Annotated in this window: 9 protein-coding genes; 6 read left to right on the top strand and 3 right to left on the bottom strand. The window is 39.4% G+C overall.

Annotated features, from left to right (window positions below; all coding sequences use genetic code 11):
• Positions 1-179: 179 nt before the first annotated feature.
• The 5 genes from AC2JBO_RS35565 (at position 180) to AC2JBO_RS35545 (ending at position 7695) form a co-directional block, all read left to right on the top strand.
• On the top strand, positions 180-3350 hold the full coding sequence (locus AC2JBO_RS35565; RefSeq protein ID WP_496958351.1) for a cysteine peptidase family C39 domain-containing protein: 3171 nt from the start codon (positions 180-182) through the stop codon (positions 3348-3350).
• Between the two features lie 911 nt (positions 3351-4261).
• The gene (locus tag AC2JBO_RS35560) at positions 4262-4762 is read left to right on the top strand and encodes a hypothetical protein (protein WP_496958350.1); all 501 of its coding nucleotides are present in this window, start codon (positions 4262-4264) and stop codon (positions 4760-4762) included.
• 136 nt (positions 4763-4898) lie between these two features.
• The gene (locus AC2JBO_RS35555; RefSeq protein ID WP_496958349.1) at positions 4899-5369 is read left to right on the top strand and encodes a HetP family heterocyst commitment protein; all 471 of its coding nucleotides are present in this window, start codon (positions 4899-4901) and stop codon (positions 5367-5369) included.
• Positions 5370-5982: 613 nt separating this feature from the next.
• Positions 5983-6717, top strand: coding sequence for a peptidylprolyl isomerase (locus tag AC2JBO_RS35550; protein ID WP_496958352.1), 735 nt, complete (start codon positions 5983-5985; stop codon positions 6715-6717).
• A gap of 54 nt (positions 6718-6771) precedes the next feature.
• Complete coding sequence (locus AC2JBO_RS35545) at positions 6772-7695, top strand: S66 peptidase family protein (RefSeq protein ID WP_496958348.1); 924 nt, start codon at positions 6772-6774, stop codon at positions 7693-7695.
• A gap of 74 nt (positions 7696-7769) precedes the next feature.
• Here the strand turns inward: AC2JBO_RS35545 and AC2JBO_RS35540 are convergent, their stop codons facing one another.
• The 3 genes from AC2JBO_RS35540 to AC2JBO_RS35530 form a co-directional block, all read right to left on the bottom strand.
• Positions 7770-8573 carry a hypothetical protein gene (locus AC2JBO_RS35540; protein WP_496958347.1) on the bottom strand — a complete coding sequence of 268 codons (804 nt, stop codon included), beginning with the start codon at positions 8571-8573 and terminating at the stop codon, positions 7770-7772.
• Positions 8574-9025: 452 nt separating this feature from the next.
• Positions 9026-11104: a S9 family peptidase gene (locus tag AC2JBO_RS35535; protein WP_496958346.1), complete on the bottom strand. Its 2079-nt coding sequence runs from the start codon at positions 11102-11104 to the stop codon at positions 9026-9028.
• Positions 11091-11750: a hypothetical protein gene (locus tag AC2JBO_RS35530; protein ID WP_496958345.1), complete on the bottom strand. Its 660-nt coding sequence runs from the start codon at positions 11748-11750 to the stop codon at positions 11091-11093. The genes AC2JBO_RS35535 and AC2JBO_RS35530 overlap by 14 nt, the downstream gene beginning before the upstream one ends.
• Before the next feature lie 299 nt (positions 11751-12049).
• On the opposite strand from AC2JBO_RS35530, the gene aspS reads away from it, so the two are divergent.
• A complete protein-coding gene (gene aspS / locus AC2JBO_RS35525; protein WP_496958344.1) occupies positions 12050-13837 on the top strand; it encodes an aspartate--tRNA ligase in 1788 nt (595 codons plus the stop codon).
• Positions 13838-13925 lie beyond the last annotated feature (88 nt).

The following is a 13925-nucleotide window of genomic DNA, read 5'->3' as shown; positions in this document are numbered from 1 at the left end:
GGAAACAAGTCAAAAAGTTATAAAAATGTATTACAAGATAAGTAAGTACTTTAGTAAACCAAGGATTTGCTAATTGACACGGGAGCGTATGTTTGATTCAAATCTCTGGGAATACGACGTAGTAAGAGATGAGACTGAATTGAGATTGTAACCAAAAAGACAGTTTATCATTGTAGCGAGTGGTAGTAAAGACTTGTACTTCCATTCTTACTGGAGTTGAAATTTTTGGTTACTCAGTATCAACATCATTGTATTTAAGTTTAGCGCACCTCAATAAAATACCCATGAACTTTTCTCCGTTGTTACGAGTTCAGGGAGAGCATATAAATCACATAAACACTGATAATGTGCTTGCTCCCACTCCTGAAGCAACTATTAACCGATTGATAAGGTTAGTTGCAACGGATACGAGTCTCGATAAGGAGTACAATCATGGTTGGGTCATTAAAGAGTTTGCGCTTGGTGATGAACTAATTAATTATTTAGCCGACAATACGGCAGATGTATTTTCGCTAGTTTGTCGGGGACGAGTACGGTTGTTAGGTTATGATGCTATAAGAGCGCGCTACGCTTCAGTGCAGTTGCTTGATGTTGGAGAAAGTTTTGGTGCAGATCGATTAATTTACCACCATTCAATACCGTATCGTGCTGTTGCTGCCAGTGCTGGTATAGTAGCTTCGCTTAGTGCTGCTGATTTAAACATTTGGTTACAACGCGGGGATAATTTTGAGTCATATCTTAAGCAGACTATCGAAACACGGCAAAAGTTGATTTTTTTGAAGACATGCACTCAGTTACGTTCTTCAACAAGTCAAATTCTGCAACATTTATCACCCTATTTTGAACTTCGCACAGTTAATGCTTCGGAGCTTTTACAGGAAGCTACGGAAGCTTCATTGGGACGCTATTGGTTAATGGACGGTTGCATCAAAGACGAAAACTCCTTTTATCAAGTTCCTCAAATTGGTGATAGCTGGGGATATCCTGATATGACATCACCTGCTACTTCAGCAGAAACTGAATTATTAATATGTCATCTACCAATTGAAAATTGGGAAATTGCAAAACCCTTCCTATCTATGAGGGAAAATACATCAGAGAGTACAAAGGAAGACAGTAGCAGTGTCCCGATGACTCAAGAGTATAAAGTTATTGAGAAAGTTCAAATTCCAGATAATATACTTGTTTCTCCTATTAGTGTTTCTTCTGGGGTTAAAACATATGATACTTATCAACCTGGTAGAAAGTACCCGTTTATTGCACAGCAAAGTTCATCAGATTGCGGCGCCGCATGTTTAGCGATGATATGCCGATACTGGGGTAAAAGAGTTAGTTTAAATACATTACGACGCTCATTACGCACAAATCGTATCGGCGCCACACTCGATGCGTTAACAGAGGCATCGCTGAGTTTAGGGTATGAAGCATTACCAGTTAGGGCAAATTTAAGTGCAATGAATGGGCGCCATCCGTGGATTGCTCATTGGCAAGGTAATCATTATATTGTTGTTTGGAATGTTGGTTCTAATTCTGTGGAAATTTCTGACCCTACGGTGGGAATGCGGACATTACCAACTGCCGAGTTTGAAGCCAACTGGACTGGATATGCTTTGATACTTGAGCCAACCGAACGCTTACAACTACTACTAGATGAGAAAATTTCATTACGTGGCTTATGTTCGTCTTTATTCCAGTATCAACACTTAATTTTACAAATAGTCATTGCATCAATCATAATGCAACTTTTTGGACTGATTACGCCAATAATAACCCAGGTCGTTATCGACAAGGTAATACCTGCGCGCATGTTCAATACACTCAACGTTTTCGCTCTGGGGTTTATGGTCTTTGGTATCTGGCGCCTTAGTATCAAAGCAGCACGTCAATACCTGTTGGACTATTTCTCCAATCATATGGATATGAGCTTGATGAGTGGTTTTATTCGTCATGTCCTCAAATTACCTTTGGAGTTTTTTGCGCTGCGACAGGTAGGAGACATCATGAGTCGGGCTGAAGAAAACCACAAGATTCAAACATTTTTAACTCGTCGCGCGTTCAGTGTCATTTTAGACGCGCTGTGTGCATTTTTGTGCCTGGGGTTGCTAGCTTACTACAACTTGCAACTAACTTTGCTCGTTTTAGTACTAACTATACCTGCTGCTTTGTGTACTATGAATGCAACTTCATTACAAAATCTATCGCGCGAAGTAGCTCGTGATACAGCAGCACAAAACAATACGATGAGTGAAATGATAACCGCTATCACAACAATCAAAAGTTTCTCTGCTGAAAGATGGATGCGTTGGCAATGGGAAGAACGGTTTGCAAGCTCTCACAAAACACGATTACGCTTTCAAAGACATAGCAATAACTTACAGTTCACTAATAAACTTATAAAGCACCTTAGTAGTACTTTAGTATTGTGGTGTGCAGCAAGTTTGATGATGCAAGAGCAACTGTCATTAGGTGAGTTTGTGGCTTTTAATATGCTTGTTGGCAGCATTACAAATCCGATTTTGGCGTTAGTTGAGCTAAAAAACGATTTTCAGAAAGTAGCTGTTTCAATTGAACGACTCAATGATGTTTGGCTTTCCTCCCATGAAGTAACTCATTCCACAATGGTGATGCCAGAGATTAAGGGTGAAGTTTGTTTTGAGAGTGTTAGCTTTGCTTATCAAGAGGAACGTAACGCGCTGCAAAACATCTCGTTCACTATCAAACCGGGGCAGATAGTTGGTATTGTTGGTGCAAGTGGTGCGGGTAAAAGTACGTTAGTCAATTTGCTAGTCGGATTATATAAACCTTCCGAAGGCAGAATTTTGATTGATGGACATGATACTGCAATGGTTATACCTGAGACGCTGCAAACGCAGTTAGGAATTGTGCCTTCTGAGATTTGTGTATTTTCAGGCACGATTTTTGAAAATATTACTCTATTTAATCCAGAGTATACATTTGAGGATGTTAGGAGTGCTGCTATTTATGCAGGCGCCCACGATTTTATTGAGTCATTACCGCAAGGCTATAACCAAATCATCAGCGATAAGAGTAAAACGCTGTCAAATCAAGAGCGCTACTTGCTTGCCATCGCTCGCGCTCTTGTTCGCAAGCCAAGAATTTTGATTCTGGATGAACCGACTGGTGTGCTTGATGCTCAAACAGAAGAACGAGTCAAGGAGCTAAGTCGCGGCGCCGTAGCTTGTACCACATTTGTCGTAACTCACTCTCTTAATAACCTTTGCTGTACTGACCGTATACTCGTGTTGGATAAAGGTATCATTATTGCACAAGGCAGACATCACGAATTAATAGCAAATAATAGACTGTATTCACGCTTAGTTCAGCATTAGGCAATCGTTTTATCTGTTACGAGTAGTTAATTAATTGCAAATGATTATCGAATACGAATTTGAGCATTATTTATAGCGCTTATAAACCCAAGATTTGCTGTCTTTCATCACTCTGGGTGTTGTGTAAATGTGGTATTTATGATGTCAAAATCAATATATTGAGTACTTTTGCCTCGTGGCTTATTGCTACGTGTCAGAAACAGTACGAATTCTACCCTGCGACATCTTAATACTGCACTCGATAATCACCAAGCAAAAAACCCGCTTTAATACAAAAATTACAATAAGTTTACTTGAAATTTGCATTCATGTGTTATTGCTATAAAGCATGTCCAGTAAGGATTTTAGCTCAAAATATTGAGGCTATTCACAAACTGTAAAAAATATTGTCAATTAGCTTAGGTAGCATACACATTTTGAATCAGTACTACCCACAAATTATTTCTTCATCAATGGTTTATAAACCTCAGTTAGTGCTACAATTTTCTGGGGGCAATTCGCTAGAACAAAAAAATAAAATCTAGTATTAGTGAGGGGTCTGACCCCTCGGAAGTTAATAGCAAGGGGACAAAATGTAAAGTTGCACATCACTTAAGTAGGTTATGAAAATGATTGAGTAAATTTGACTAATAAGATGCCAAATTGGCAGATGGCATTCACAGACAAAAATAGTATAAGTACGAATGTTGCTATTTAAAACAAAAGCTAAAGATTTTCCAGTTTCGAGCGAAAAGTATATGTATAAATACTTAACTAAGTCTATCAAAAGTAGTAAAAACTACTATTTATGAGGGAGTTATGAAACTTGATAAGGGAGTTGGCATTGATTTTAAGAGGATAAAACTGCATCTACCAACAGCCGAGAACCGGGTGTCGATGATAAACAGTTAGATTTCTACTCAAGGGTCTTTATGATGGAAAGAATCATCAGTAATAGTGCAGATCATTCCTCAAACAAAGCTAGAGATTTAGATGGCGCCTATACAGAGGATGCTTCAGACTCTTTGCAAACGATATTGAAAAAGCAACCCTCCATGGTTCCTTATTCAATGTTGTTAAGCAGTATTGCTTTTCTTGCAATGACTTGGAGTTGGGCAATAAACGCAAAAGTTGAAGAGGTTAGTGAGCTTCATTATTCGACGGTGCCTGCAAAGCACTTATCAAAAGAATCAGAGCTACAAGCTACTGATGTCGTCAAAATACCAGTACAGCAAAATCAATTAACATTCTTTGTTGGACAGACGCTCGAACAAGCGTTAGAACCAACAAATTATCAACACGAATTTAAAATTATACCAAAAAAGTATAATCATACTGAGATGCGATATCAAACCAACGACAGTAAAAAAGTTAGTAAAAAAGTCCAAATTGTCCACATTTACCGAGTTGCTGATATGTTCTTTGAAAAATAGCGAATGGTTAAGGAGGTAGGGTGCGTGATGCTATAACAATCGTAAAATAAAACGTCGGAACTAGTAGCATCACGCACCAGACAAGTTATGAGTATGTTTGTTAGAGTCGTTTACTTCAATTTAGTTAGTGAGAACTATGAATCAAGATAATCCTGGTATGAGCAGCAATTTCAATAAACCAGTTCGTCCTGAACAGTTTGACCAAGTAGTTGAGGCTATTTTAGCTGGAAAATATTCTTGGGCTTGTGTGTTAATGCTGCGCTTTGCTGGGTATAACCCTCTGCATTATATTCCTTATCGTACTTACAACCGACTGCTCAAAGATAATTCTCCTGAAAAGCCAAATAATCAACATGACAGCAACAACAGTGTGACGGCGCCATCAGAAAAGCAAAAGCACAATAATCTTCCATCGAGTTGCTTGAGTAAGATAAAAGACTTGGCTTACTTGGAAGTAGTTGGTAAGCAAAAAAGAGAAATTAGAGGTGGTAATCTCGATGAATGGTTATCAGCGCAAATAACCGATAATTTATCTAACCAATCTAATAAATCTGATTTCCAACCGGATAAGCAAAGTGCCTGCTTTGAATTATGTGAGTTTTCTTAGAGAATTCTCTTTTGCTGGCAGAAGTGAAACACATTCCCGCGCGTTTGTAGAGACGTGTAAACTGGAGGTTTTCCCGAAGGGATTAATCACGTTTCTACAATAATTTAAATATCAGAAAATCAATTTATTGTTTCTTTGTAATTAATCTGCCAAAATGGCAAACAATTTGTAATTTAATTTTATACACTGTATATATAGCAGAAACGAGTTATAACGAGTTATATAGGGTGAAAAGTTACTAAAGGTAAGTTATAAATAAGGAGATGATGAACGGCAAATAAAATTATGAACGCAGATTTTATAACCCTGGTTATTAGCACAGGTTTATGAACATAGATATTACTATTATGCTTGGTGGCTATTCCTGATAAAGGAATAAGTAATAATAATTCTGTGTTTGACGATTCCAAACTAACATTTCTCCATCTGTTTTCACATCTAAATAATTTCAATTCTCCCAGTTGAAATTATTTTATTCATCCAAAAAACTGGAAGTTACAGGCGTGTAGCTTCCAGTTTTTTTGAGATTATAACCTTGATTGTAGCAAGATGTTTGAGGTTGATGGAACGAATAAAATGTTATGCTAAAAGCAGCATAGATACAAATAATACAATGAGCGAGAGTTTTAAGGCTGTCATTGAAGCAGAAGAGATAGTAGAATTTCTCAAGCAGGAAATGAGCTTGAAAGAAACGCGGCAAAATATTTTGTATCAAAGAGTCATAGCACGAATTGCTTTAGAAAAGGATATTAGCGTCAGTAGTGAGGAGATAGAAAAAGAAGCTACGGAGCAGCGGAGAGAACTGGGGTTGGAAAAAGCTGCGGATACGGTAGCTTGGTTGGCGAACAATATGCTTACTCCTCATGACTGGGAAGCTGGTATTCGGAACCGACTATTAGCGCAAAAGCTTGCTGAAAAGATGTTTGGCAAGGAAGTCGAAAAGTTTTTTATTCAAAACCGCGCGGAGTTTGAGCAGGTTATTTTATATCGCATGGTAGTTACGGATGAGAAGCTTGCTCAAGAACTTTATTATCAAATTGAGGAAAGAGAGATTAGCTTTTATACAGCAGCACATAGTTATGATATTGACTCAAGTCGCAGACAAAAGTGTGGCTATGAAGGTAAAGTTTACCGTTGGCAAGTTGAAACTGGCATTGCACCTGTAGTTTTTAGCACCTCTCCTCACCAAGTAATTGGCCCCCTTAAACTTGAAAAAGGCTATCATTTACTTTGGGTTGAGGAAGTTATACCAGCAGAGTTGACTTCTCTAAGGTATCAAGAGTTACTTAATCATATGTTTAAGCAATGGTTGAATACACAACTGAATCAAATTCTCGAATCTTTGTAGGTGTATCATTTACTGTACTAGAAAATATCAGATATAGGAGGCGCCTCTTGCGTTATGGATTTGTATAATTTTAAGTCGCCTGTTCTGACTCCATCACCATTACAACCGGGAGATTTACTGTGTGTTGTTGCTCCTAGCGGTACTTTACGTTCTATGGAACCGTTTCACCAAGGTGTGGAGATATGGCGAAATCGTGGTTATCGTGTTGAATTAATAAGTGATATCAATGACCGATGGGGATACCTTGCTGGGTTAGATAGTACTCGGCGCCATCATCTCAAGACAGCGTGGTTAAACCCAGAGTGTAAAGGCATACTATGTGCTAGGGGTGGTTTTGGTAGTACCCGTGTTTTAGAAAATTGGACTTGGATGCTTAGTAATGCTTCAACCCAGCCGAAATGGTTAATCGGTTTTTCTGACATTACTGCATTACTATGGAGTTTATATAAAGTAGGTATTTCTGGAGTTCATGCTCCTGTATTAACAACACTTTATTCGGAACCCGAATGGTCGAAACAGCGGTTGTTTGATTGGGTTGAAGGTCGTAATATTGAACCGATACAAGGAATTGGTTGGGGTTCTGGTGTTGTAAATGGTATATTATTACCAGCAAATCTAACAGTTGCAACGCACCTGATTGGTACTCCTTATCAACCAGAATTTGAGAATGTGATATTAGCAATAGAAGATGTTGGTGAGGCGCCGTACCGCATCGACCGAATGCTGACACAATGGCGAATGAGTGGCGCCTTAGCAAAAGTACGGGGTATTGCAGTTGGAAGATTTAGTCAATGTACACCACCTGTCAATATACCCAGTTTCCAAGCTGAAGAAGTATTAAAAGAACGTTTGGGAGATTTGGGTATCCCCATTGTTTCTGACCTTCCGTTTGGACATGACGGTTGTAACGCTGCATTACCTGTTGGCGCCAGTGCAACGTTGGATGGGGATAATGGGGTTTTAATAATTAATTCGTAAGATTATTGGTAGTAAGGTGCGTGACGCTACTAGATTATTGCTTCGTTTTTAGGTTGTTGGTAGCGTCACACACCCTACCGTAATTTTCTCCAGGGTGTGATTTCTAAGGAACCGTTACGTTTGAAGACGACGCGAAAATGCGCTAGCGGTTCAGAGTCTTTGGGAGGGGCAATGTTGGAACCGTGAAGTTCTTGGAATATCAAGGGTAAAGGTGTTTCCCGAAAATGGTCGTATGCATCTTGGTTTATGGGTTCGTAGTCTGCAACAACACCATTCTTGTTTACAGCAACGCGATACTTTAAATCTTGCTTTGCAGTAGTTTTACCTTCCCAATTTTCGCGTAATGTCCTTGTTAGTTGTCGTTGTAACCTTCTTAGTTGTCTAGGATTGGTAATTTTATCTCCTACAACATCGGGAGTCGTGCGAAACCCTCTCCACGGACTAATTTCTAGTACTCCTGATTTACGAAATACAACACGGAAACTTCCAAAGGGTTGGTTTTTGGTGGAAGCGGAGTCCAAAGGGTCGGAAACTAATTTAGGTAGGGGAGTTTTGGCAATTTGAGCGCGCGCGGTTTGAGTTATTGGTTCGTAGCCAATTATTTCTCCATTGGCGCCTATTGCTACTTTGTATACCAAATCTGAACCCAGTGTTTTTCGTTCTGCCCAGGATGCATTAACTTGATTGAAAAGCTGTCTTTTTAAAGATTGTAATTGTGAATCATCAATTATTTCTCTGCCCTGCGATATTTTACTATTTGCTGCCTTTTCTGTAACATTTTGCACCGCTGTGTTTGGAAATTTACGTATATTAACTAAAAGTGTTGTGTGTGCTATATCAACTTTTGGTGGTAACGGGTATGTATTGAACATTAACATATATCTAATTCCATATATAAATCAATTTTCAGTATTGATTGTCATTTAAACAATTCGGTTATTCAGAATTTTTTTATCTATATAAAGTTCCAACGTATCTATTTAATACTTTAACCTTAGTCGGCAATTTCTTGGAGTGCTTTTGTTACAGTTAGATTTTTAGTATATCTTTAGAATATTGTGATTAAATAGAGAGCTTTTTGTGCTTTTGTTCAAAAATACTATATGCGGCGGAATTTAAAACACGATTTAATTCCAGTAATAACCACACTGAAATTTTAATATTTGTATCATTAAATACAAATTACTGGAATTGGAACAGTAATTGGTTTGTTATCTTTGACCTTAGCATTGAGCGAGTAAGGAATAAGATTTGCAACGGATGTAACGGATGTAACGGATGTAACGGATGAATTAAATAAATTATCCGTTACATGTGTTGCATCCGTTGCTTAGTGTAACCAATTCAGCACAAAGGCATATTCAAAGGCTAATTCTTTTAAACTTTCGTAGCGTCCAGAGGCGCCACCATGTCCGGCGCCCATATTTGTTTTGAGCAGGAGAATATTATTGTCGGTTTTGAGTTCTCGGAGTTTTGCCGTCCATTTTGCGGGTTCCCAATATTTGACGCGCGGGTCGTTCAAACCTGCTGTGATGAGTAAGTGGGGATAGTTTTTTGCTTCTACGTTGTCGTAGGGTGAGTAAGATTTCATGTAGTCGTAGTAAACTTTATCGTTGGGGTTGCCCCATTCATCCCATTCAATAGCGGATAAAGGTAACGATGTGTCGGCTATTGTTGTTAGTACATCTACAAATGGTACATCAGCAACAACTACTTTAAATAAGTCGGGACGCATGTTGATGACGGCGCCCATTAGTAAACCTCCTGCGCTACCACCGGATATCGCTAGGTGTTGTGGAGATGTCCATTTCTGGGCAATTAAATGTTCGGCACATGTTATAAAGTCGGTAAAGGTGTTCTTCTTATTTAAGAATTTGCCACTTTCGTACCATTTACGTCCAAATTCTCCACCACCACGAATATGAGCAATGGCAAAAACAAATCCACGTTCTAGTAAGGGCAAGCGGTTTGATGAAAATGTGACTGGATATGGATAGCCGTAGGAACCATAACCTGTTAGAAATAATGGATTTTCCCCATTTTTGAGTGTACCTTTCTTAACTGTATCTTTTTTATAGACGATAGATATGGGGATTTTTGTGCCGTCAGATGCGGTTGCTGTGAGCATTTCGCTTTCGTACTGGGTTTTATCGTATCCTCCTAGTACTTCCGTTTCTTTTCTTAATTCCCGTGCGTTTGTCTCCATGTCATAGTCAAATACGGATGGAGGTGTGATTAATGAGGTGTAAGTAAATCGTAAGGTGTTGGTATTAAATTCTGGGTTTATACCTTCAAAGAATCCGTATGTTGGTTCGGGAAAAGTGATATTGTGTGATTTATTTGTTTCCAAGTTTTGGACGGTGGCACAAGGTAAGCCATTTACGCGCTCATAAATTACTAAGTGTTTGGCGAACAAGCTTACCCCTGACAACATGACATCTTCACGGTGTGGTATTACAGTTTCCCAGTTTTGCTTGGACGGTGAAGCAACTGGAGTTTTCATTAATTTAAAGTTGATTGCGTTTTCGTTAGTAACGATGTAAAAGTAATCACTATGATGTTCGATATCGTATTCTACACCTTGAACGCGCGGGTTTACTATTTGAAACTTGCCTTCTAAGGGGTTGTTGGCATCAAGAAAATGAGCTTCGGAGGTAACTTGACTACCCAAACTCATCACAATATAAGCATTGCTACGAGTCTTACCTACAGATAAAAAGTAAGAGTCATCAGGTTCATGGTAAATTAATGTATCTTCTTTCTGTGGTTTTCCTAATTGATGACGGAACAGCTTAAAAGGACGATTTGCTTCATCAACTTGTGTATAAAAAACTGTTTGATTATCGTTTGCCCAGGCAAATGAATAGTATGTTTCGGATATAGTCTCTCGATATAACTTGGATGTTTTTAAATCTAAAAAATAAATTGTGTATCTTTCCGAACCATTGTTATCAACAGAATAAGCAAGTATTTCATGATTGGGACTAATTTGAAAAACTCCCAAGCTAAAATACTCTTGTTCAGAGGCAAGTTCGTTTTCATTGAGTAGAATTTCTTCCGGTGCCTCTAAGTTGCCTTGTTTGCGACAATGAATAGCGTAGGCTTTACCTTCTTCGGTACGGGAGTAATAATAATAATCATCTTTGCGAACTGGTACAGATAAATCAGTTTCTTTGATACGAGAAAGAATTTCGTTGTATAACTGCTGCTGTAAATCAGTAGTTGACTTCATTGCCTCTTCGGTGTGAGCATTTTCAGCTTCGAGGTAAGCAGTTACTTGAGGGTTATCGATATCACGCATCCAAAAATAGTTGTCGGTGCGAGAGTCGCCGTGTAATTCTAAAACATGGGGCTGTTTTTGAGCTATGAGTGGAGTGGATTGTAAACGAGAATGATTATCTTGATTCATGTTTATGATGGGGAGAAGGGGTTTCCAATTTAATAGCGCGCGCTTTGAGACGACAAAAACCAATTGCGGGAATAACTCCTATAATTAGTGCTGTAAGTCCTTGTTCGCATAAATACAATACTAGATCGCGGTAAACGGATGGAATCGAATCTTGTACAAGAGACAGTAACCAGACTAAAAAACTAATTAGCGCAAATGCAAGAGAGTTGATAAAGTTCCACCACCAAGAGCCTTTAGTGTAGCGTCGCAGCACTACCCACTGGCAAAAACTTATCCAGATAGCAGATAAGATAAAGGCAGCAGTAGAGGCTATCGTTAGAATGATTATCTCTTCGGATGTTAAATCACGTCCGAGTGAAACTGCAAATGTTTCAATGTACTCTCGCCAAACGTTAGAAACTTTAATAGAAGCCAACCAACCGAAGCTTGTTGCTAGTAACCACCACCAAGCAGAAATGTAACGACGCACTACAATTGCTTGGTCGGCGCCAAAAATGAGGGCAAAGACAGTTAAACTGACATAAGTTCCCCAGGTGTACCAAAGTGTTTGAATTTCGGGAGTAGCTTTAATTATAAATTGTTCGTTGATAGCTTTTTCAATAGCAATGCTGGCAATACCACCGACAACCCACCCGACTATAGTCATGAGTACATACGTCCAGAAAAATTTTCGGTGCCTCTCGCGTGGTATTAATAATGAGTGTTGGGAGTGAGTGTTAGGTGGGGTTACATCAGGCTGTGGTGGGTTATTGGGGTCAATTTGCATAAAAATTTAAGTAAGCGTTTAGTGTAATCGCTGACAAATTTAACCATAAAATCTTGACAAAGCAAATTTTTGATTTTTATTGAGCGGGAATTACTACAATTACAGTTGATGCTAGATAATGTATTAGCTTTTAGTCGATCCAATCATTCTCTAGTAAAAGAAATTAAGAAAAGTAACCTATGCGAACTCATTATTGCGGCGAACTCCGTTCTGAACATATTGGAAAAACTGTCACCCTGTATGGATGGATAGATAGGCGCCGCGACCACGGAGGAGTAATATTTTTAGATTTACGCGACCGCGATGGCATCGTGCAGATAGTCAGCGACCCACAGCGCACCCCAAATTCATATGATGCCGCGAATGCTCTCCGTAGTGAGTACGTAGTAGAAATAGTCGGTAGAGTCACCCAACGTCCAGATGAGTCATTAAACGAGCGTATTCCGACAGGAGAAGTGGAGATTTACGCCGATAAAATAACGCTTCTTAACGCTGTTCGCAAGCAGTTACCGTTCCAAGTATCGACTGCGGATACAGACCCAGTGCGGGAAGAAGTGCGGTTGAGGTATAGATATTTAGACTTGCGACGCGAGAGAATGGCGAAAAACATCCAAATGCGCCATCAAGTTGTTAAAGCAATGCGTCGCTATCTAGAAGACTTTGAAGGGTTTATTGAGGTGGAAACCCCAATTTTAACTCGTTCGACTCCTGAAGGCGCCCGTGATTATATATTACCAAGTCGTGTTAACGCTGGAGAATGGTTTGCGCTGCCACAGTCACCACAATTGTTCAAACAAATTTTGATGGTGTCGGGATGTGATAGATATTATCAAATTGCCCGATGTTTCCGTGACGAGGACTTACGCGCGGACAGGCAACCTGAGTTTACACAATTAGACATGGAAATGAGTTTCATGTCGCAACCAGAAATTATGAAGCTCAACGAAAAGCTTGTTGGTCACATCTTCAAAACCGTAAAAGGTATTGAATTACAACATCCCTTTCCTCAAATAACATATGCCGAGGCAATGGACAAGTATGGCAGTGATAAACCCGATACTCGGTATGACTTAGAACTTGTTAATGTTTCAGATATTCTTAAAGACAGTGGTTTTAAAGTCTTTAACGAAGCTATCAAAAACGGCGGGATAGTTAAAATATTGCCCATACCTAACGGGAATGATGCAATTTCTAACGTCCGTATCAAACCAGGTGGAGATATATTTAGAGAAGCAAGTGAAGCTGGCGCCAAGGGTTTAGCGTATATTCGTGTACGCGACAACGGAGAGATTGATACTATTGGCGCCATTAAAGATAATTTGACAGAGGAGCAGAAAAAAGAACTTCTGACTCGTACAGGCGCCAAACCAGGTCACTTATTACTCTTCGGTGCAGGTGATGCTCCGACTGTAAATAAAACGTTAGACAGGTTGCGTCAATTTGCCGCCAGAGAATTTAATTTAATCGACCCAGAGAAAATTAATTTGTTATGGGTTGTTGATTTTCCAATGTTTGAGTGGAATGCCGACGAGAAACGACTCGAAGCATTACACCACCCATTCACGGCGCCGCACCCTGATGATATTAATGACTTGAAGACCGCGCGCGCGCAGGCTTATGACTTGGTGTTAAATGGGTTTGAAGTTGGTGGTGGTAGCCTTCGTATATACCAACGCGACATTCAAGAGCAAGTATTTGAAGCCATAGGACTTTCACCCGAAGAAGCACAGGGTAAATTTGGTTTCTTATTAGAAGCATTTGAATATGGCACACCTCCTCATGGTGGTATCGCCTTTGGTTTAGACCGAATGGTAATGTTACTTGCTGGCGAAGAATCAATACGTGATGTTATTGCTTTTCCAAAGACGCAGCAAGCACGGTGTGTGTTGACAGAGGCACCGAGCAGTGTAGATGATAAGCAGCTTAAGGAGTTACATGTAGCATCCACCTATAAACCCAAACAGTAAAATCCCCCCAACCCCCTTAATAAGGGGGCTAAGAATTAACTCTTTCTTGTGAAGCGGGCATCCCTGCCCATCTCTGATATAGATAATC

Source organism: Calothrix sp. CBUCES-K 9914 (assembly GCF_059640475.1).
This window is presented reverse-complemented; position numbering and strand designations above follow the sequence as displayed.